The sequence below is a fragment of the Mycobacterium shunyiense genome, assembly GCF_058270075.1.
In genome coordinates, this window is sequence record NZ_JBZDPU010000016.1 from 139,021 (window position 1) to 159,567 (window position 20,547).

The 20,547-nt window shown below is 67.4% G+C and carries 18 protein-coding genes and 1 pseudogene; 12 read left to right on the forward strand and 7 right to left on the reverse strand.

Annotation, left to right across the window (positions count from 1 at the left end):
- Positions 1-127: 127 nt before the first annotated feature.
- On the forward strand, positions 128-1,105 hold the full coding sequence (locus AC4ELH_RS20675) for a carbohydrate kinase family protein (RefSeq protein ID WP_055115086.1): 978 nt from the start codon (positions 128-130) through the stop codon (positions 1,103-1,105).
- 90 nt (positions 1,106-1,195) lie between these two features.
- On the opposite strand, the gene asnB is transcribed toward AC4ELH_RS20675, so the two are convergent.
- Positions 1,196-3,160 carry an asparagine synthase (glutamine-hydrolyzing) gene (gene asnB, locus AC4ELH_RS20680; protein WP_064884219.1) on the reverse strand — a complete coding sequence of 655 codons (1,965 nt, stop codon included), beginning with the start codon at positions 3,158-3,160 and terminating at the stop codon, positions 1,196-1,198.
- Between the two features lie 190 nt (positions 3,161-3,350).
- On the opposite strand from asnB, the gene ctaC reads away from it, so the two are divergent.
- The 6 genes from ctaC (at position 3,351) to AC4ELH_RS20710 (ending at position 7,594) form a co-directional block, all read left to right on the forward strand.
- Complete coding sequence (gene ctaC / locus AC4ELH_RS20685; protein ID WP_064884222.1) at positions 3,351-4,388, forward strand: aa3-type cytochrome oxidase subunit II; 1,038 nt, start codon at positions 3,351-3,353, stop codon at positions 4,386-4,388.
- A 12-nt stretch (positions 4,389-4,400) separates the two neighbouring features.
- On the forward strand, positions 4,401-4,820 hold the full coding sequence (locus AC4ELH_RS20690; protein WP_064884224.1) for a cytochrome c oxidase subunit 4: 420 nt from the start codon (positions 4,401-4,403) through the stop codon (positions 4,818-4,820).
- Positions 4,821-5,003: 183 nt separating this feature from the next.
- Positions 5,004-5,882 carry an MmpS family transport accessory protein gene (locus AC4ELH_RS20695; protein WP_498886354.1) on the forward strand — a complete coding sequence of 293 codons (879 nt, stop codon included), beginning with the start codon at positions 5,004-5,006 and terminating at the stop codon, positions 5,880-5,882.
- Entirely contained in the window at positions 5,882-6,460 is a 579-nt protein-coding gene (locus AC4ELH_RS20700) for a DUF2561 family protein (protein WP_463791280.1), read from the forward strand. The genes AC4ELH_RS20695 and AC4ELH_RS20700 overlap by 1 nt, the downstream gene beginning before the upstream one ends.
- A 113-nt stretch (positions 6,461-6,573) precedes the next feature.
- Positions 6,574-7,251: an envelope biogenesis lipoprotein LpqN gene (lpqN, locus tag AC4ELH_RS20705; RefSeq protein ID WP_064883141.1), complete on the forward strand. Its 678-nt coding sequence runs from the start codon at positions 6,574-6,576 to the stop codon at positions 7,249-7,251.
- 13 nt (positions 7,252-7,264) lie between these two features.
- On the forward strand, positions 7,265-7,594 hold the full coding sequence (locus AC4ELH_RS20710; protein ID WP_131812725.1) for a hypothetical protein: 330 nt from the start codon (positions 7,265-7,267) through the stop codon (positions 7,592-7,594).
- Between the two features lie 118 nt (positions 7,595-7,712).
- Here the strand turns inward: AC4ELH_RS20710 and qcrB are convergent, their stop codons facing one another.
- The 4 genes from qcrB to ctaE are packed head-to-tail and all read right to left on the reverse strand — an operon-like array spanning position 7,713 to position 11,966.
- Positions 7,713-9,350 carry a cytochrome bc1 complex cytochrome b subunit gene (gene qcrB / locus AC4ELH_RS20715; protein ID WP_044523629.1) on the reverse strand — a complete coding sequence of 546 codons (1,638 nt, stop codon included), beginning with the start codon at positions 9,348-9,350 and terminating at the stop codon, positions 7,713-7,715.
- Entirely contained in the window at positions 9,347-10,513 is a 1,167-nt protein-coding gene (gene qcrA / locus AC4ELH_RS20720; protein WP_064883139.1) for a cytochrome bc1 complex Rieske iron-sulfur subunit, read from the reverse strand. Before qcrA ends, qcrB begins: the two co-directional genes overlap by 4 nt.
- Entirely contained in the window at positions 10,510-11,343 is an 834-nt protein-coding gene (gene qcrC / locus AC4ELH_RS20725; RefSeq protein ID WP_064883137.1) for a cytochrome bc1 complex diheme cytochrome c subunit, read from the reverse strand. The genes qcrA and qcrC overlap by 4 nt, the downstream gene beginning before the upstream one ends.
- Before the next feature lie 11 nt (positions 11,344-11,354).
- Positions 11,355-11,966 (reverse strand): aa3-type cytochrome oxidase subunit III, encoded by a 612-nt coding sequence (ctaE, locus tag AC4ELH_RS20730; RefSeq protein WP_003885537.1) that lies wholly within the window; start codon positions 11,964-11,966, stop codon positions 11,355-11,357.
- Between the two features lie 123 nt (positions 11,967-12,089).
- On the opposite strand from ctaE, the gene trpD reads away from it, so the two are divergent.
- The gene (trpD, locus tag AC4ELH_RS20735) at positions 12,090-13,184 is read left to right on the forward strand and encodes an anthranilate phosphoribosyltransferase (RefSeq protein WP_082941690.1); all 1,095 of its coding nucleotides are present in this window, start codon (positions 12,090-12,092) and stop codon (positions 13,182-13,184) included.
- Here trpD and AC4ELH_RS20740 read toward each other — a convergent pair.
- Positions 13,122-14,936: pseudogene (locus AC4ELH_RS20740) on the reverse strand (DEDD exonuclease domain-containing protein); the annotation flags it as partial. The gene trpD and the pseudogene AC4ELH_RS20740 overlap by 63 nt on opposite strands.
- 131 nt (positions 14,937-15,067) lie before the next feature.
- Between AC4ELH_RS20740 and AC4ELH_RS20745 the strand changes: the two are divergent.
- The 4 genes from AC4ELH_RS20745 (at position 15,068) to pimB (ending at position 18,634) form a co-directional block, all read left to right on the forward strand.
- Positions 15,068-15,334 (forward strand): hypothetical protein, encoded by a 267-nt coding sequence (locus AC4ELH_RS20745; RefSeq protein ID WP_064883131.1) that lies wholly within the window; start codon positions 15,068-15,070, stop codon positions 15,332-15,334.
- 152 nt (positions 15,335-15,486) lie between these two features.
- Positions 15,487-16,623, forward strand: a complete 1,137-nt coding sequence (gene ripC, locus AC4ELH_RS20750) for a peptidoglycan hydrolase RipC (RefSeq protein WP_064883128.1) — start codon at positions 15,487-15,489, stop codon at positions 16,621-16,623.
- Positions 16,592-17,461, forward strand: a complete 870-nt coding sequence (locus AC4ELH_RS20755) for a peptidase (RefSeq protein WP_448443203.1) — start codon at positions 16,592-16,594, stop codon at positions 17,459-17,461. Before ripC ends, AC4ELH_RS20755 begins: the two co-directional genes overlap by 32 nt.
- Positions 17,462-17,500: 39 nt before the next feature.
- Positions 17,501-18,634, forward strand: coding sequence for a GDP-mannose-dependent alpha-(1-6)-phosphatidylinositol monomannoside mannosyltransferase (gene pimB / locus AC4ELH_RS20760; RefSeq protein ID WP_448443201.1), 1,134 nt, complete (start codon positions 17,501-17,503; stop codon positions 18,632-18,634).
- A gap of 23 nt (positions 18,635-18,657) precedes the next feature.
- Here pimB and AC4ELH_RS20765 read toward each other — a convergent pair whose 3' ends face one another.
- Positions 18,658-20,463, reverse strand: a complete 1,806-nt coding sequence (locus AC4ELH_RS20765) for an AMP-dependent synthetase/ligase (protein ID WP_498886396.1) — start codon at positions 20,461-20,463, stop codon at positions 18,658-18,660.
- Positions 20,464-20,547 lie beyond the last annotated feature (84 nt).

Sequence of the window (20,547 nt, forward strand, 5' to 3'; positions counted from 1 at the left end):
GTGACCGGGAATACGGTTATACGCAGGTTAGCGCAACCCACGAGGTGCGACTGTGCGCGCAGATCGCCGGAAGGCCCACGCGGGTACTGTTATGTAGCCGACTTAACGAAATGAGGGGTGACACTACGTGACCATCGCAGTTACCGGATCCATCGCGACCGACCACCTGATGCGGTTCCCGGGCAAATTCTCCGAGCAACTGCTGGCCGACCACCTGCAGAAGGTGTCGCTGAGCTTCCTGGTCGACGATCTGGTGATCCACCGTGGGGGAGTCGCGGGCAACATGGCCTTCGCGATCGGCGCCCTCGGCGGCGATGTCGCGCTGGTGGGCGCCGCAGGCCAGGATTTCGCCGAGTACCGGACCTGGCTGGAAGGCGCCAACGTCGACTGCGGAAACGTGCTGATCTCCGACAGCGCCTACACCGCCCGCTTCGTCTGCACCACCGACGAGGACATGGCCCAGATCGCCTCGTTCTACCCGGGTGCGATGTCCGAGGCGCGCAACATCTCCCTGGCCGATCTGGTGGACCGCGTCGGCAAGCCCGAGCTGGTGATCGTCGGTGCCAACGACCCCGAGGCGATGTTCCTGCACACCGAGGAGTGCCGCAAGCTCGGCCTGGCCTTCGCCGCCGACCCGTCCCAGCAGCTGGCCCGGCTCTCCGGTGACGAGATCCGCAAGCTGATCAACGGCGCCACCTATCTGTTCACCAACGACTACGAGTGGGACCTGCTGCTCCAGAAATCGGGCTGGAGCGAGGCGCAGGTGATGAGCCAGATCGGCATGCGCGTCACCACCCTCGGTGCCAAGGGCGTCGATCTGGTCAGCTCTGACGGCACGTTCGTGCACGTCGGCGTCGTGCCGGAGAAGCATCAGGCCGACCCGACCGGTATCGGCGACGCCTTCCGGGCCGGCTTCCTGACCGGGCGCAGCGCCGGATTGAGCCTGGAGCGCTCCGCGCAGTTGGCCTCCCTGGTCGCGGTGTTGGTGCTCGAAGCGACCGGGCCCCAGGAGTGGACCTGGGATGCGGCCGAAGCAGTGCAGCGCCTGACCGATGCCTACGGTGCCGAGGCCGGTGCCGAGATCGGCAAGGCGCTCGGCAACTAGCCTGCCGAACCGACGCAAACTGCCCCGAAACCATCGGTTTCGGGGCAGTTTTGCTGGGGGCACCGCCCGCTTGCGGGGGACTGATCGCGCCTAGAGCTGTACCGGGTAGTGCGGTTCCTTGATCTGCGGGGTGACACTGTGCTCGACGAAGATGGCGTGCCACAGCATGAAGATCAGCACGGTCCACAACCGGCGGCTGTGATCGCTGACGCCGCTGCGATGCTCGTCGAGCATGGTGCGCACGGCAGCGAGGTCGACATACGCCCCGGCCTGCGACGACGCCGTCATCGCGTAGGCCCAGTCCATCAGCTCTCCGGCGCGCAGCCAGTGCCGGATCGGCACCGGGAAGCCCAGCTTGGGCCGATTGAGCACATGGGCCGGAATGATCGGTTCCAGTGCCCGGCGCAGCGCGTATTTGGTGGTCGAGCGGGTGATCTTCTGATCGACGGGCAGCCGGGACGCGACCGCGAACACCTCGGGGTCCAGGAAGGGCACCCGCAGTTCCAGTGAGTTGGCCATGGTGATCTTGTCCGCCTTGACCAGGATGTCGCCGCGCAGCCAGGTGAACAGATCGATGTGCTGCATGCGGGCCACCGGATCCCAGCCCCGCGATTCGGCGTATATCGGGGCAGTGACGTCGGTGTGCGTCCATTCCGGCCGGAAGCCCGGAAGCACCGCCCGCAGCTGCTCATCGGAGAAGCTGCGGGCATTGCCGTAATAGCGCTCCTCGAGCGTCAGCGAACCGCGGTGCAGCAGGCTCTTGCCGCGCATGCCCTCGGGCAGTGGTTTGGACGCCTTGCCCAGCGATTTGCGCACCGGACGCGGCAGATAGTCGAAAGGCCGCAGCGACAACGGCTCCCGGTAGATCGTGTAGCCACCGAACAACTCGTCGGCACCCTCGCCGGACAACACCACCTTCACGTGCTTGCGGGCCTCGCGGGCAATGAAGAACAGCGGTACCAGGGCCGGGTCGGCCACCGGTTCGTCCAGGTACCAGACGATCTCGGGCAGCGCCTCGACGAACTCTGCCTGGCTGACCACCTTGGTGACATGCCGGGCGCCGATGGCCTCGGCGGACGCGACGGCCACGTCCACCTCGGAGAAGCCCTCCCGCTCGAATCCGGTCGTGAAGGTGATCAGCCGGGGGTTGTGGCGCATCGCCAGCGCCGCGGTGGCCGTCGAATCGATGCCGCCCGACAGGAACGCGCCGACCGTCACATCGGCACGCATGTGCTTGGCGACGGAATCCTCCAGGGCGGCGGTGATCTCGTCGTAGCGGGACTGCTCGGCGCCCTTGACGAACGGCACCGCATTGAATTTCGGGTAGAAGTAGCGCGTCACCTCGGGACGGCCGCCGGGCTTCAGGCGCGCGTAGCTGCCCGACTCCAGCCGGCGGATGCCGCGGTGCAGCGTCTCGGGTTCGGGTACGTACTGCAGCACGGTGTAGTGCTGCACCGCCCGCTCGTCGATGCTCAGGTCCAGCCCGAGAATGTCGGCCAGGCCGAGCAGGCACTTCTTCTCGCTGCCCACCGCGGTGCCGCCCGGACCGGTGGCCATGAACAGCGGTTTGATGCCGAACGGGTCCCTGGCACAGAACAACTCACGCTCGACGGTGTCCCACACGGCGAATGCGAACATGCCGCGCAGCCGATTCAGCGCGTCTGCGCCCCAGTGGTGGTACGCGGCGACGATGGCCTCGCCGTCGCCGTCCGTGTGAAATACGGCACCGGCGCCGCGCAGCTCTTCACGCAGCTCCAGGTAGTTGTAGATCTCACCGTTGAAGACGAGTGCGTAGCGGTCCGGCTCGTCGGCGGGTCCCCAGCGCAACGGCTGGTGACTGTGCGCGATGTCGATGATCGACAGCCGGTTGAAACCGAGCACCACAGTGGCGTCGCCGCTGGTGTCGGCCCACGTACCGGGCTCGTCGGGCCCGCGGTGACGCATCAGGTGGGAGGCGCCGGCCACCGCGTCGACCAGCTGCGATCCGGCGTCGGGGGAGGCGTCACCCTGGGTGGATTGGGCTGGGTCAGTTACCAAGGCGAGCAGTCCACACACCGCGTCAGTATGTCTGATCCGGCGGCTCCCCGAGACCACCACCCGCGCGGCTGCGTCGGCTGCTCAGCTCGCGTTGCGATCCCATTCCCGAGTCGCTTCGCTCCCGTGGACCGGCGTGGTCTACGCTGCGTAGTATTCGCAAAACAACGACCGGTCGCGGTCGCGAAATACCGATCTAGGAGGCGCCAACGTGACACCTCGCGGGCTTAAGAAGGTGGCCCGAGCGGCGTTGTTGACCATTGTCCTGGGTGGCTCAGCGCTCTTGCTGAGCGGCTGCAGCTGGCAGGACGCACTCGCGCTCGGTTGGCCGACCGGAATCACTCCGGAGGGCAAACTCAACCGAGAGCTGTGGATCGGCTCCGTGATTGCGTCCTTCGTGGTGGGCGCCATCGTGTGGGCTCTGATCTTCTGGTCGAGTGCATTCCACCGGAAGAAGAAGGGCGACACCGAGCTGCCGCGCCAGTTCGGCTACAACATGCCGCTGGAGCTGGTGCTGACGGTCGTCCCGTTCCTCATCATCTCGGTGCTCTTCTACTTCACCGTGGTGGTCCAGGAGCGCATGCTGCACAAGGACCCGAACCCCGAGGTCGTCATCGACGTGACCGCCTTCCAGTGGAACTGGAAGTTCGGCTACCAGAAGATCGACTACGCCGACGGCACGTTCGATTACGACGGTGTCGACGCTGAGCGCAAGGGCGCGATGACGTCCAAGCCCGAGGGCAAGGACGCCCACGGTGAAGAGCGGGTCGGCGCGATCCGGGGCCTCAACCCGGAGGACCGCACCTACCTGAACTTCGACAAGATCGAGACCCTGGGTACCTCCACCGAGATCCCGGTGCTGGTGCTCCCGGTGGGTAAGCGCATCGAGTTCCAGCTCAACTCCGCGGATGTGATCCACGGTTTCTGGGTGCCGGAATTCCTCTTCAAGCGCGACGTGATGCCCGAGCCGGTGGCCAACCACTCGGACCACATCTTCCAGGTCAGCAAGATCGAGCAGACCGGCGCCTTCGTCGGGCGTTGCACCGAGATGTGCGGCACCTACCACTCGATGATGAACTTCGAGGTCCGGGTCGTCGAACCCAATGACTTCAAGGCCTACATCGACCAGCGCAACGCGGGCAAGACCAATGCCCAGGCGTTGGCGGCCATCAATCAGCCGCCGCTGGCCACCACCACGCACCCGTTCGATACCCGACGCGGTGAGCAGGCACCGCAGGCGAGCAAGTAGGGGCTACACGCAATGCATATTGAAGCTCGACTGTTCGAGATCCTCACGGCGTTCTTCGCGCTGTCGGCGGTGGTCTACGGCGTGCTGACCGCGATGTTCGCCACCGGCGGCGTCGAGTGGGCCGGCACCACAGCGCTGGTGCTCACCACCGGCCTGACCTTGATCACCGGCACCTTTTTCCGCTTCGTGGCGCGGCGTCTCGACACCCGCCCCGAGGACTACGAAGATGCCGAGATCAGCGACGGCGCAGGCGAACTTGGCTTTTACTCGCCGCACAGCTGGTGGCCGATCCTGATCGCGCTGTCCTTCTCGGTCGCCGCCGTGGGTGCCGCCCTCTGGCTTCCCTGGCTGATTGTGGCCGGCATCTGCTTCGTGCTGATGGCAGTCAGCGGCCTGGTCTTCGAGTACTACTGGGGTCCTGAGAAGCACTGACCCGTCCGGACGTGCCGGTTGTGGCCTGGCCAAGGTCACAATCGGGCCGTCACTTCATCCGCCACCGGCAGCGCCGGACTCGCCGGCTTCACGTCGTTCGGTAATGTTGCCGGGGCACTGTCACTTGCGAACGGTTTCGGTCGATCCAGGTGGCAGTGAAGTTGTCGAGAAGGATAGGCGTAGATGAGCGGGCCGAATCCCCCGGAACCGGGTGCCTCCGGTTCTGATTTGCCGGATCAACCCGGAAAACACTCCGCACCCGAGGATCGGACTCCGGTGTCGGGCGCTGACGCGGATGGCGGCGAGACCGAGTTCTACTCGCAGGCATACTCCGCGCCCGAGTCGGAGCAGTTCACCAGTGGGCCTTACGTGCCCGCCGATGTGGCGCTCTACGACTACGACGACTACGACCCGGCGACCGAACTGGTCGACACGGCCCCGCCACCGCGCTGGCCGTGGGTGGTCGGTGTCACCGCCATCATCGCCGCGGTCGCCCTGGTGGCCTCGGTAGCCGTCCTGGTCACCCGGGATGAGGACACCGCCAACCTGGCCACCCCGAAGCCGAGCACCACCACGTCGGCGCCGCCGGTGCAGGACGAGATCACCACGACGACTCCGCCTCCGCCACCCCCGCCACCTCCCACGTCCGAGGAACTGCCGCCCCCGCCGCCTCCGGAGACCGTGACGGTGACGGAGCCACCCCCGCCGGCGCCTGCGCCCACCGAGGCACCTCCGCCGGCCCCGGGTACATCGTCGGCCCCGCCGACCACCACCACCACCACGCATGCCGGACCGCGTCAGGTGACCTATTCGGTGACGGGGACCAAGGCGCCGGGTGACATCATCACGATCACCTACGTCGACGGGAACGGAAACCGGCGCACCCTGCGCAACGTCTACATCCCGTGGACCTTCACGATGACCCCCATCTCCAACTCGGACGTCGGCTCGGTCGAGGCCTCCAGCCTGTTCCTGGTCAGCAGACTGAACTGCTCGATCACGGCGAGCGACGGCACGGTGCTCTCGTCCAACGCCAACAACTCCGCTCAGACTGCCTGCTGATGTCCGGGCCCATCAGCGAACTCGAGACCACCGACCGGGTTTTGCTGGGCGCCTGCGCCGCGGTGTGGCTCGCGGCGCTGGGTGCCGGAGTGGCGGCCGTGGTCGCCCTGGTGGACCTGGGCCGCAGCCATCCACAGGGCTCCGAGAATGCTGACGTCCCCTGGGTGCTGTACACCGTGATCGGTCTGTCGGTGCTGGTGATCGCCGGGGCCGTGCCGCTACTGTTGCGGGCCCGAGCTCAGGCCGACAACCGCCAGCCCGGACGCCGGCCCCAGCCGCCGGCCCGCTCACCACGCCCGATCGGGGGCAGCTACCGGGCTGCGCCGGTCGAGATGAGCCGCTACACCGCGGGCAACGGCGCCGCCGCGGCGGCCGAGGCGCTGTGGCTGCGATGCATCCTCGCGCTCGTCTGCGCCATCGGGCTGGGAGCAGCGGCCATCGGGCTGGCCACCTATCTGATGGCGACGGGCAGCGAGGTGGCGGCGTGGTGCCTCTATGGCCTGGCCGGTGTGGTCATCGTCGGCATCGTCGCGCTGCCGATCGTGGCGGTGCGCCAGTTCGACGCGTTGCCCTCCTGAACTCACCCGAGGCCCAGAGCATCTCGGGTTTTGCTGCGAAACATGCCGGCCGGTGCGTAGCCTCGGTGTCCAGGTGCGGACAGGGGCCAACGACACGGAAGGCGAGGCCGCGCATGAGAAAGCTCTTGGCGGGCTTGGTGGCGGTCGGCGTGGGCATTTCGCTTGTCGGTTGTGGGACCGACACCAAGACCGAGCCCACAACCTCCTCCGGTGCCACCTCGGCGGCGACGACCACGAGTGCCGCGGCGGAGCGGCCCAACATCACCGGTCCGAACAAGACGATCAACGACTACATCACCGAGAACAAGATCGCCGAGACGCCGTTCAAACCCGACGAGCCCGGCACACCGGATTTCGACTTCCCGTTCCCTCCGGACTGGAGCAGCGCGGGGGACAAGACGCCCGACTGGGCCTACGGCGCCATCGTCTACGACAAGCCGGTGGATCCCGCCGATCCACCGGCCATCATCGCCATCGCATCGAAGCTGACCGGCGACGTGGATGCAGCTGAGGTCCTTGAGTACGCGCCAGGGATGTCGCAGAACCTGCCGGACTACAAGTCGGTCATGGACCCCGAGAAGGCCACGCTGGGCGGCTTCGAGGCGGTCCGGTCAGCCGGCACCTACACGCACAACGGCGAAGCGCGCGTGATCGCCCAGAAGACCGTGGTCATCCCCGGCAACGACGCCCTGTTCGTGCTGCAACTCAACGCCGAGGCCCCCGAGGGGCAGAAGGATGTGGTGATCGACGCAGCCAAGGTCATCGACGAGCAGACCAAGATCACCCCGTAGCGGAGACCATGACATGTTGATCAGAACCAGGGCACCCGAGCTCCTGTTGGCGACGCTGTGCAGCACGATGCTGGCCTCCGCGGTTCTGGCGGCGGCTCCGTCGGCGACGTCGGCGCCCTGTCCGGGAGGCAGCACTCTGGACCCGACCACCGGGATCTGTTGGTCGGAGAACAGCCCGAGCAACAGCTTGGGCGGCTCGGGCAACATCCCTTGTCTCCCTGGGCGTCTGGGCCTGTGCCTCGGTGCGCTGCAGAACACCCCGGTCCCAGGAGCGGCATTGCAGACGACACACCCGGCCGCCGGGCCGGCGCCCAGGTCAGGACCCAAGGGCACCTGGCCGTAGCGCTCGTCGTCGCCTGCTCCGTACCTCCGCACACAAAACAATCGCCGCAACCTCTTTCGAGAGGCTGCGGCGATTGTTCGGGTGCGACGGCGGGCCGTCAGTCAGGCTAGGGGAGTGGTCAGTGGTGACCGTTGGTCTCCCCGTTGCCATTTCGCTCCTGCTGTTCGCGCAGAGCGGTCAGGGCCTTGTGCTCGGAGGCATGCGCAGCCTCGGTGAGCGCATCGTGCTCGACCGCCGGATCGGCGAACAGGAAACTGCCGGTGCCGGGTGAGCCGGCCGAACCGAGCTTGTTCATCCGCTTCGGCAGGGCAGCGCCCTGGTACTCCAGCGGAATCGGGTGGCCGTGGTCGTCCACCGGTCCCAGCGGCTGGTGCAGCTCGACGTAGGCACCGTGCGGCAGGCGCTTGATGATGCCGGTCTCGATGCCGTGCTCCAGCACCGCACGGTCGCTGCGCTGCAACGAGATGGCCCACCGGTAGGCGATGAAGTACACGATGCCCGGCAGCACCACCATGCCGATACGGCCGATCCACGTGGTCGCGTTCAGCGAGATGTGGAACTTGAGCGCGATGATGTCGTTCATCGCGGCCAGGGTCAGCACCATGTAGAACGCGATCGCCATGGCGCCGATCGCGGTACGCACCGGCACGTCACGCGGACGCTGCAGCAGGTTGTGGTGGGCGTCGTCGCCGGTGACCTTCCGCTCGATGAACGGGTAGGCGATCAACAGACCGAACACACCGCCCATGATCAATGCGACCCAGACCACCGCGGGGATGGTGTGACCGAACGGGTAGAACTCCCAGGCCGGCCAGATACGCGCCAGGCCTTCGGTCCACATCATGTAGAAGTCGGGCTGGCTACCCGCCGAGATCTGAGACGGCTTGTAGGGCCCAAGATTCCAGATCGGGTTGATCGTCAGCAGACCGCCCATGAGGCCGAGCACGCCGGTGATCATCGCGAAGAACGCACCCGACTTCACCGCGAACACCGGCATGACGCGCACGCCGACCACGTTGTGCTCGGTGCGGCCGGGGCCGGGGAACTGGGTGTGCTTCTGGAACCAGACCAGCGCCATGTGCGCGCCGATCAGGGCCAGGATGATGCCCGGGATCAGCAGGATGTGCAGTGCGTACAGGCGCGGGATCAGGATCTCGCCGGGGAAGTCCCCGCCGAACAGCGCCCAGTGCAGCCAGGTTCCGATGATCGGCATGCCCAGGGTGATCGACGACAGCGCGGCGCGCAGACCGATACCGGACAGCAGATCGTCGGGCAGCGAGTAACCGAAGTAGCCCTCGAACATCGCCAGGATCAGCAGCAGCGAGCCGATCACCCAGTTGGCCTCACGCGGGCGGCGGAACGCACCGGTGAAGAAGATGCGCGCCATGTGCACCATGATCGACGCGGCGAACATCAGTGCGGCCCAGTGGTGGATCTGACGGACGAACAGACCGCCGCGCACCTCGAAGCTGATGTCGAGTGCGGACTCGTAGGCCCGCGACATCTGAACGCCCCGAAGCGGTTGGTACACACCGTCGTAGGTGACGTGTGCCATCGACGGATCGAAGAACAGCGTCAGCCAGACACCGGTGATCAGCAGCACGATGAAGCTGTACAGCGCGATCTCACCCAGCAGGAAGGACCAGTGGGTGGGGAACACCTTGTTCAGCTGCCGGCGCACCGCCGCCGAGGGGTGGTAACGGGAATCGATCGCATCGCCCTGTGCGGCAGCGATCTTGGCAAGGTCAGGGCTCATGATTTGCGCTCCCAGAATGCCGGTCCGACGGGTTCGACGAAGTCGCCGTTGGCGACCAGGTAGCCGTCTTTGTCGATGGTGATGGGCAGCTGCGCCAACGCGCGCGCAGCCGGACCGAATATGGGCTTGGCGAAGTGCAACGCGTCGAACTGCGACTGGTGGCACGGGCACAGGATGCGGTAGGTCTGCTGCTCGTACAGCGACGAGGGGCAGCCCAGGTGCGAGCAGACCTTGGTGTAGGCGAACAGCTCACCAAAGTTGAAGCTCTCCTGGCCTTTTCGCTTGACCACGCGGGGCATGTCGGCCGGCTTGATGCGGATCAACATGACCGGGTTACGCACACCCATCGAGATCTCGGTGAGGTGGTGCTCGGACTCGACGGTGGTGCCGTCGCCGTCAGACTCGCGCCAGGGGAAGACCGTCTCCATGCCACCGGCGTCGAGATCCTCCGGTCGCATCTTGACGAACGGCGACGAACCGGGACGTCCGGTCGCGCGAGCCAGGTAGATGGTCTCGCCGTGGAATCGGGGCGTCCACCCCGAGGTCCACAACACGGCCTTCTTGCCTTCCGCGGTGGGCACCACGGGCTTCCACGGGTTCTTGATCAAACCGCCGATGAAGGCCACCAGGGTGCCGGCCCCGAATGCGCCGAGGCCGATGCCCAGCGACAAGCCGATGAGCTTGCGGCGCTTGACGGTCGAGCCCTCCAGGGCGTCGGTCAGGTTGGCCGCGATGGTCTTGCGGGCGAGCTCGGGGGAACGCCCGTCGTGGCGGTCCTGGACCGAGATCTCCTCGGGGATGAACTTCTTCTGGAACAGCACCGCGCCGATGCCGATCGCCAGGATCGACAGGCCGAAGGTCAGACCGTACAGCGGGGTGGCCAGTGAGTAGAGGAACTCGCCCTCCGAACCGAAGGGCTGGTACTCCCACGGCCAGAACAGGAAGATCAGCAGCAGTGCCAGGCCCGAAATGCCGCCGAGCAGAAGCCAGTACGCGACCAGCCGCTCGGTGCGCTTCTCGGCCTTGGTGCCGGGGACCGGCCACCGGGGCTCCTTGAAGATGGTCTCGACACCGTCGATCTTGCCGCCGAGCTCGACGAGCTCCTCACGCGACATCTCGGCCAGTTCGGCGTCGGACGGAATCTTCGGGGTGTTGTCGGTCATGCTCGTGCCCCGATCCACATTGCCACGCCGATAGCGGCGACCATTCCGATAATCCACATCGCCATGCCCTCGGGGGCGGGGCCGAAGCCGCCGAGCCCGTATCCGCCGTAGCTGGGCGTCTGAGCCGACTCACGGACGTAGGCGACGATGTCGCGCTTCTCCTCCGGCGACAGCTGCCGGTCGGAGAACTTGGGCATGTTCTGCGGCCCGGTCTGCATCGCGGTGTAGATCTGTGCCGGCTCGGTCTCACCGAGGTCCGGCGCGTACTTACCGGAAGACAGCGCGCCACCCTTGCCGGTGAAGTTGTGGCAGGACGCGCAGTTCAGCCGGAACAGGTCGCCGCCGCGGGCCACGTCGGACCCGATCAGCGATTCCTGGGCCACGCCGCCGTGCTCGTCGCGGATCACGGTCGGGCCGCCGCCGTTGGCCTGAACGAAGGCGCCGAGAGCGTCGATCTGGTTCTCGTCGAAGTGCTCGGGCTTGGACGGTGCCTGGGCCTCACCGCGCATCGCGGGCATACGACCGGTCGACACCTGGAAGTACACCGCGGCCTCGCCGGTGCCGATCAGGCTGGGCCCACGGTCGGGCACACCCTGCAGGTTGGCGCCGTGGCACGAAACGCACGACGTGTCGAACAGTTGCTTACCGGTGCGCAGCAGAGCCGACTGAGATTCGTCGGCGACTGCGACCTGCGGTGTGGGTGTCAGCGTGGCCGCAACACCACCTGCGACTGACAGGCCGACCAACAGCAGGAGACCTGCTGACAGTCGTCGGCGCAGTCGTCGGCGCGACTTGCTGGTCATCGAACCCCTTCTCATCGAATCGAACATCGGCCGGCCGATCAGCGGACGAAGTAGATGGTGGCGAACAGCGCAATCCAGACGATGTCGACGAAGTGCCAGTAGTACGAGACGACGATCGCCGCGGTGGCCTGCGCGGGCGTGAATTTACTCATCTTGGTGCGGGCCAGCAGCAAGATGAACGCAACAAGTCCGCCGATGACGTGCAGGCCGTGGAAACCGGTCGCGAGATAGAAGACCGATCCGTAGGCGCTGCCCGGGATGGTGGTGCCGTGCTCGACCAGGTGGATGTACTCGTATCCCTGGCCCAGTACGAAGAACAGGCCCATCAGGAACGTGATCACATACCACCGGCGCAGCCCGAACACGTCGCCGCGCTCGGCGGCGAACACGCCCATCTGGCAGGTGAAGGATGACGCGATCAGAACCAGCGTCACCGGAACAGCAAGGGCCAAATTGAGTTCGGTCGGCTCGGGCGGCCAGTCGCCACCGGCTTGGGCGCGCGCGGTGAAATACATCGCGAAGAGTCCAGCAAAGAACATGAGTTCACTGGAAAGCCACACGATGGTGCCGACACTGACCATGTTCGGTCTGTTCAGCGAATGAACGCGCGACGTTATTGCCGTTCCCGAGGTACCTACAGCGCTCGTCACATCCGCAAGTATGACGCTTTGTAGTTGTCGAACTCCACCCGGGTCGAGCAATTGGTCGGATTCGTGTCGCGTTGGGTTCCCCTCGCCCCGGAGACGAGTCCCGCCCAGCGATAGCATTCGGCGGTGGCTCCTGCATCTTCACCGCTATCCGCATCGTCGTCCGGCTCTGTGGCGGCACCGTCGTGGCCGCTCATTCTCGGGCGCCTGACCACCGAGCAGAGCCTGCCGAACGGTTATGCGGGTTGGGCCATGGACCAGATCATGACCGGGGTCGCGACCCCGGCTCAGATCGCCGGGTTCGCGGTGGCGATGAAGATGAAGCGGCCTACCTCGGCGGAGGTCGGGGAGTTGGCCGACATCATGCTGTCGCACGCGCGTCGGGTGCCCACCGATCAGATCGGTCACGAGACCGTCGACATCGTGGGGACCGGCGGCGACGGGGCCAACACGGTGAACCTGTCGACCATGGCGGCCATCGTGGTGGCGGCCTGCGGCGTGCCGGTGATCAAGCACGGCAACCGGGCGGCGTCGTCACTGTCGGGTGGCGCGGACACCCTGGAGGCGCTCGGGGTGCGGATCGACCTGGGCCCCGACGAGGTGGCGCGAAGTGTCGCCGAGGTGGGCATCGGGTTCGCCTTCGCGCCGCAGTTCCACCCGTCATATCGCCACGCCTCGGTGGTGCGCCGGGAGATCGGGGTTCCCACGGTCTTCAATCTGCTTGGGCCGCTCACCAATCCGGCCGGGCCGCGCGCCGGGCTGATCGGCTGCGCATTCGATGACCTGGCCGAGGTGATGGCCGGGGTCTACGCCGCCCGAGGTTCCAGCGTGCTGGTGGTGCACGGCGACGACGGTCTCGACGAGCTCACCACGACGACCACCAGCACCATCTGGCGCGTCCAGGCCGGGACGGTGGACCGGCTGAAGTTCGACCCGGCGGCCTTCGGCTTCAAGCGCGCGGACATCAGGGAGTTGGTGGGCGGTGACGCCACGGCCAACGCCGCCGAGGCGCGGGCCGTGCTGGGCGGCGCCAAGGGACCGGTGCGTGACGCGGTGGTGCTCAATGCGGCCGGCGCCATGGTCGCCCATGCCGGGCTAGCCAGCGACGCCAAGTGGGTGCCGGCGTGGGAGGCCGGTCTGGAGCGGGCCGTCGCGGCGATCGACTCGGGCGCGGCCGAACAACTGCTCGCGCGTTGGGTGCGGTTCAGCCTGCAGTTCTGAGTTCTGCTGCTGGGCTGCGGCGAGTCGGGCCGAGCGGGCGGTGGCGGCCCACGGTGCGTAGCGACCCGCCGCCCCGATCGGCGTGGCGTAGCCGGTGTCGGCACGCACGATGCGGACCCCGGGTGCGGCCAGCCAGCGGGCGATGAGCGCCGTCTCCTCCACGAGCGCGCCACCCAAAGGTGTTGCGGTGGGCAGGATCACCTGCGCGGCAGCACAGATCGCGTCGACCACCGGCATCGGTGGAACCCCGCGCACGGCTGTGCCCGCCCCGGCCAGTTGCCCATGGCGGATCACCGCGAAATTCCAGCCACCGTTGCCGTCGGCGCGGGCGGCAACGAGTTCGGGGAGATCGGCCAGGGCGCGCAACCGCTGCCCCCGCCACAGTGCCTCGATGGCGACCGCTGCGTGATCGCGCAACCGGGCCGCGGTCTCGTACCGGCGGGCTGTCGCGACCTCGCCGATATGGGTGAGCGTGGCCGCCAGCGCGCTGTGGTCGGTGCCGTCGATCAGGTCGGTGGCACGTTGCACCGCCGCCGCGTACTGCGCGGCGCCGGCGTCCTGCGGTGCCGGGCACGGGGAGAGTTCGACCTCGGGACAACGGTGCGTGGCTGCCGCGCCGAAGCGGGCCGTGCAGGTCCGCACCCCGGTGAACCGGGCCAGCAGTGCCGCTGACTGGATGGCGTCGGACCGGGCCGAGAACGGTCCGAAAGCGGTGCGGTGCCCAGGGTTTCGCACCGCCGACAGTCGTGGGAAAGCCTCGTCGGTGAGGGCCACCCACCACCACCGCTGTGGGTACTTGGAGCGCCGGTTGTACGGCGGTGCGTGCGCCGCGAGCAATCGGAGCTCGCGGACCCCGGCCTCCAGATCGTGGGCGCATTCGACATGGTCGACGGCGCGCGCCAGCGAGGCCATCTCCTTCATTCGGGTCCGCGGGTCAGCACCGGTGAAGTACTGGCGGACCCGGCGTCGCAGATCGACTGCGGTGCCCACATAGAGCACCTCGTCGGAGGGCCCGCGGAACAGGTACACGCCGGGACGGTTGGGCAGCCGGTCGGCCAGTGAGCGATTGCGCCGCTGGGCCGGTGTGACGTCGGGCAGATAGTTCTTCAGGTCGGCGAAGGTGTGGATGCCCTGGTTGCCGACCCGCTCGATCAGCCCGTGCAAGACGTCGACGGTGGCACGGGCGTCGTCGAGGGCGCGGTGGGTGGGTGTCGTGGACGCCCCGAACAGGCGGGCCAGGGCCGACAGTTTCACGCTGGGCGCCTCGTCCCGGGTGAGTACGCGGCGGGCGAGTTTGACCGTGCACAGCACCGGAGGCCGCGGCCAGCCGAGCTCCGCCCGTTGGGCGGCCGCCCGCAGGAAACCGACGTCGAAGCCGGCGTTGTGGGCGACCAGCACCGCACCTCGGGAGAACTCCAGAAACATGGGGAGGACGCTGTCGATCTTCGGTGCGTCGCGCACCATCGCCGTGGTGATCCCGGTGAGCTCGACGATCTGCGGTGGGATGGCGCGGCCGGGATCGACGAGCGTCGCCAACTCGCCGAGCACCTCGCCGCCGCGGATCTTGACCGCGCCGATCTCGGTGATGGCGTCGTAGCCGGCGCCCGGTGTCTTCGCGGTGGCCCGGCCCCCGGTGGTCTCCAGGTCCACCACCACGAAGGTGGTGTCGGCGAGGGAGAGAGCGTCCATGGCGCCGTCAGAGCCGAAGCCGAAGGCCAGCTGCTCGGCATCGGCGATCTTGCGCTGGCCCATGTCGATGACGGTAGGCACTGCCCCCGACAATCTGAGGCCGGCTGTCCGCGTGTCGCCCCGTATCGGCGCGCCGCTACTTGTCGGTCCGTCCCGATAGCGTGCGCCCAACACCGATCGAGAGGACGGTCAAGATGAGCGGAGTGCGCCAGGACAACTGGTTCTACGCCGACGAGCCCTACCCCCATGAGCCCGACATCGGCAGTGTGACCATCGACTGCGACGATTGCGCGGTACGCGGGCCCGGCTGCCAGGACTGCGTCGTCAGTGTTCTGCTCGGGGTTCCCGAAACTTTGCTGGATGACGAGCGTCAGGCGCTGGAAGTGCTCGCTGACGTGGGCCTTGCGCCGCGGCTGCGGCTCGTGCCCATTCACCGGAACGGCAGATCTGGAGTCGCCTGACGACACGCAGCGCTTCGTGCACAGGAAAATATTCCGGGTGGGCTGTTAAATTTGCAGCTTCTGTTGGACAAGGCCGATGCCGTTTCGTAACCTATCTGAGACCTAAGAGCAGTTCGAGGCGGCTCGCCATCGCCAGTTGTGAGGACAAAAACTTGAGGCACGAGCGCGCGCACCGGCCCACAAGTCGTTTCAAGCGACCCGTTGTAGGTGTCATAGCGAGCTTGGCCTTGATATCCGGATTGATGGCCGCGAGTTCGCAGGCCGATCCCGCCGACGATGCGATGGCAAAGCTCAACGAGTTGTCCCGTCAGGCGGAGCAGACCACCGAGGCCATGCACTCGGCGCAGCTTGACCTGAACAACAAGGTTGCCGCGCAAGAGACTGCGGAGCGCAAGCACGCCGAAGACGCCGCGACCGTCGACGAGGCCAAGTCGCAGCTGGCAACCTTTCAGACTTCGGTCAACAAAGTAGCTGCGGCTCAGTACATGGGCGGCCGCACCTCCGGCGTCGACGCGATCCTGACGGCGGGCTCGCCGCAGCAGCTGATCGAGCAGCTCGCCGTGCAGCGGGTGATGGCGACCGAGATGTCGGCGCAGATGAAGAACTTCCGTTCGGTGGGCGAGAAGGCCGCGGTGGCCGAGCGTGAATCGGCGAAATCGGCCGCCGACGCCAAGACCGCCGCCGAGCAGGCTGCCGCTGTGCGCGCCGACCTGCAATCCAAGCAAAGCCAGCTGCAGGTACAGATCGCGATCGTGAAGTCGCAGTACCAGGCCCTGAGCCCGGCCCAGCGGGAAGCGATGAACGCCCTGCCGCCGGCCCCGCCGGTGCCCGCCCCCGAGGCGTTGCCGCCGGCGCAGGATCCCGCCGTGTTGGCCGATCCGCCGAACGGCATTCCGCCCGGTGACGTGGCCCCGCCGGAAGGCGCACTCCCGGGTGGCGGCGACGGACATTCCGGCACTGTCATCCAGGCGGCACTGAGCCGCATCGGCTCGCCGTACTCCTGGGGCGCGGCCGGACCCAGCTCCTTCGACTGCTCTGGTCTGGTGATGTGGGCGTTCCAGCACGCCGGCATTTCCCTGCCGCATTCGAGCCAGGCCATGGCCCGCGGCGGTCAGCCCGTCTCGTCAGATTCGATGCAGCCGGGTGATGTGGTGACCTACTACTCCGACGCCTCCCACGTGGGCATCTACATCGGCGACGGAATGATGGTGCACGCGTCGACCTATGGCACCCCGGTCAGGGTCGCCCCGGTCAACAATGCGCCGATCTACAACGTCCGTCGGTACTGAGAATTCCGACAGCGGTTTCACCCTGAACGCCCGCAGGCGTCTGCTGGTAGCGGTCCTGCTGGTGGAGCTGGCTTTGGCGACCGCGCTGCTCTGGCAGTCCGCGTCACCCTCGCCGCCGCTGCCGGCTGCGCCGCCTCCTGCTGCCTCGGTACCGCCGGAGCCCGTCACCTCGATGGTGCTGCCCGACGGGCGCACCGCTCTGCTGCTGGCCCTCGGGGGGCCGCAATCTTCGGCCCTGCTGGACCGTCTCGGCCCCGAACTCGGTGCGGCCGCTGATGCGGTGACGGCGTTCTGGGGCCCGGACTGGCCGCGCGACATCGAGATCGCAGTCGCAGGCTCCGATGAACAGTTCCGGGTGCTGGCCGACGGAGCCGCCGACATCGCCGCGACCACCACCAGGCAGCGGATCATGTTCGCCCCCGGGGCTGCCGGCATGAGCCCGGCTGCGTTACGAATCGTGTTGCGCCATGAGCTGTTCCATTACGCGGCGCGCTCGCGGACCGCGGCCGACGCGCCTCGCTGGCTCACCGAGGGAGTGGCCGACTACGTCGGAAGGCCACCCGCGCCGGTACCCGGTCCATCCCGAGCCGGCGAGCTTGCCCAGCTGCCCACCGATGCCGATCTCGACACACCCGGCGCTGCCCGCAGTCTGGCCTACGACCGGGCATGGTGGTTCAGCCGTTATGTCGCGGACGCCTACGGCATCGGCAAGCTGCGTGAGCTGTACCTGCGTGCCTGCGAACCCGGCCACCCGGATGTGGCCACTGCGCTCCGGGAAACCCTTGGCGCCGACCTCGATGCCGTAGTTGCCGGTTGGCACCGTTGGCTGACCGGATAGCCTGTCGCCGATGGACGGCAAACGGGCGGGGATAGCGCGATGACGCGGGTTTTGCTGGTCACCAACGACTTTCCACCGCGACGCGGCGGGATCCAGTCATACCTGGAGGCTTTCGTCGGGGAGTTGATCCGCGACGGTTCGCACCAGCTGACGGTGTATGCGCCGAAGTGGAAGGGCTGCGCAGATTACGACGCGGCCGCCGGGTACCGGGTGGTGCGGCACCCGACCACCCTGATGATTCCCGAGCCGATGGTGGCGACGCGCATGCAGCGGTTGATCGCCGAGCACGATATCGAGACGGTGTGGTTCGGGGCGGCCGCCCCCTTGGCGCTGCTGGGCCCGCTGGCCCGGCGCGCCGGAGCCACCAGAGTGGTCGCAAGCACCCACGGCCACGAGGTCGGCTGGTCGATGCTGCCGGTGGCGCGGAGCGCCCTGCGCCGCATCGGAGATGACGCCGACGTCGTGACGTTCATCAGCCGCTACACCCGCAGCAGGTTCGCCTCGGCGTTCGGTCCCCACGCAGCGTTGGAACGTCTGTCGCCCGGAGTCGACACCGACCGCTTCGTACCCGACCCGGTGGCCCGGGCCGAGCTGCGCGCGCGGTACGGGCTGGGCCAACGACCGGTGGTGGTCTGCCTGTCCCGCCTGGTGCCACGGAAGGGCCAGGACATGCTCATCCGCGCCTGGCCCGCGATCCGGCGTCGCATCCCCGACGCCGCCCTGGTCATCGTCGGCGGGGGACCGTATCTGCCGACCCTCAGACAACTCGTGCACACGCACGATGTGGCCGCCGACGTCCTCTTCACCGGTGCCGTGCCGGGTGCGGAACTGCCCGCGCACCATGCGATGGCCGACGTCTTCGCCATGCCGTGCCGTACTCGCGGAGCGGGACTGGACGTCGAGGGGCTGGGCATCGTCTACCTGGAGGCCTCGGCGTGCGGCGTGCCGGTGGTCGCCGGAACCTCCGGCGGGGCACCGGAAACCGTGCTGGACGGCCAGACGGGCACCGTCGTGGACGGCAATGATGTTGGAGCCGTGGCGTCCGCCGTTTCCGACCTACTGGCCGACCCGGGCCGCGCCGCCGCGATGGGTGTGGCGGGGCGGCACTGGGCCGTCGACAACTGGCAGTGGCGCTCGCAGGGCGCCCGGCTGACCGGGCTGCTGTCGGGCTGAACCGGGTTCAGCCTTAGCCCGCCTCAGCCGTACAGCGCCGCGATGTCGGTGGCGAACTTCTCGGCCACCACCTTGCGCTTGACCTTCAGCGTCGGCGTCAGCTCACCGGTGTCCTCGGTGAAGTCGACGGGCAAGATCCGGAACTTGCGGATCGACTCGGCATGCGACACCGCCTGATTGGCGTCCTTGACCGCCAGGTCGATCTCGGCCAGCAGGTCCGGATCGTCGGCGAGATCGCCGACCGAGGCGCCGGCGTCCTTGCCGTTGCGCTGCTTCCAACCCGGGAACGCCTCCGGGTCGATGGTGATGAGCGCGGCGATGAACGGCTGTTGATCGCCGACGGCCATGGCCTGGCTGATCAACGGATGGGCCCGCAGACGGTCCTCGAGCAGCGCGGGAGCGACGTTCTTGCCGCCGGCGGTGACGATGATTTCCTTCTTGCGCCCGACGATGGTCAGGAAGCCGTCGTCGTCGATGGCGCCGAGGTCGCCGGTGTGGAACCAGCCGTCGGTAAAAACGGCGTTGGTCTCGGTTTCGTTGCCCCAGTAGCCGCTGAACACCACGCCGCCCTTGACCAGGAGCTCACCGTCCTCGGCGATACGCATGCTGTTGCCGGGCATCAGCTTGCCGACCGAGCCGACCTTGAGTTCGTTGACCCGGTTCACGGTGATGGCCGCGCTGGTCTCGGTGAGGCCGTAGCCCTCGTAGATGCTCAGCCCCACACCGCGATAGAAGTGACCCAGCCGAGCGCCCAGCGGTGCGCCGCCGGAGATCGCCGCCCGGCATTCACCGCCGAGGGCCGCCCGCAGCTTGCCGTAGACCAGCTTGTCGAACAGGGCATGCTTGGCGCGGAGGAACAAGGACGCACCAGCTGTGCCCTTTTCGTCCTGGGCCTTGCTCCACTCGATCGCGGTGTCGGCGGCAATCGCGAAGATCTTGCCCTTGCCGTCGTTGCGGGCGTTCTGCTCGGCAGTGTTGTAGACCTTCTCGAACACGCGGGGCACCGAGACGACGAGCGTCGGCTTGAACACGCCGAAGGTCGGGACCAGGTTCTTGATGTCACTGGTGAAGCCGAGGGTGACCTTGTTGGTGAAGGCCGCGATGGTGATGGCCCGGGCCAGCACGTGTGCCAGCGGCAGGAACACGAGCATCCGCTCACCCGGGGCCAGCTCGGTGGGGAAGCACGCCTTGGCGCCCCGGATCTCGTAGAGCAGGTTCGAGTGGGTCAGCTGGCAGCCCTTGGGCTGGCCGGTGGTGCCCGAGGTGTAGATCAGGGTGGCCGGATCGGCCGAGCGGATGCCGGCCAGTCGCTTGTCGAGCTCGGCGGCGTCAGCCGACTTACCGGCCTCGGCCATGGCCTCCAGCGCGGGGGTCCCGGTGCCGTCGATCCGCAGCACCTTGCGCAGCTCGGGCAGCTGGCCGTGGAGCTGTTCGACGGTCTCGGCGTGTGCATCGGTCTCGGCGAAGATGATCTTGGCCGCGGAATTGTCGAGGACGAACCGCACCTGCTCGGCCGAGGAGGTCTCGTAGATCGGCACGGTGACCGCACCGACCGACAGGATCGCGAAGTCGATGATCGGCCACTCGTAGCGGGTGGCCGAGATGATCGCCACGCGATCGCCGGCCTGGATACCCTCGGCGATCAGGCCCAAGGCGACCGAGCGGATCTGTTCGGCTGCTTCGGCGCAGGTCACGTCGGTCCACTCGCCGTCGACCAGGCGCCGGAAGATGACGTGGTCAGGGCTCTCAGCCGCGTGCGCGGATACCGAAGCGACGATGCTGTCGTGCTCGGCGACGGTGAAAGACGCGGGCACGCTGTACTCCCGCATTGACTCACGCACGATCTTTGCCCTCCAGGCTTGTGGTACCGGCTTTGCGCGTCAGCCTAGTCGGCCGCGGTAGGCAGACGATCA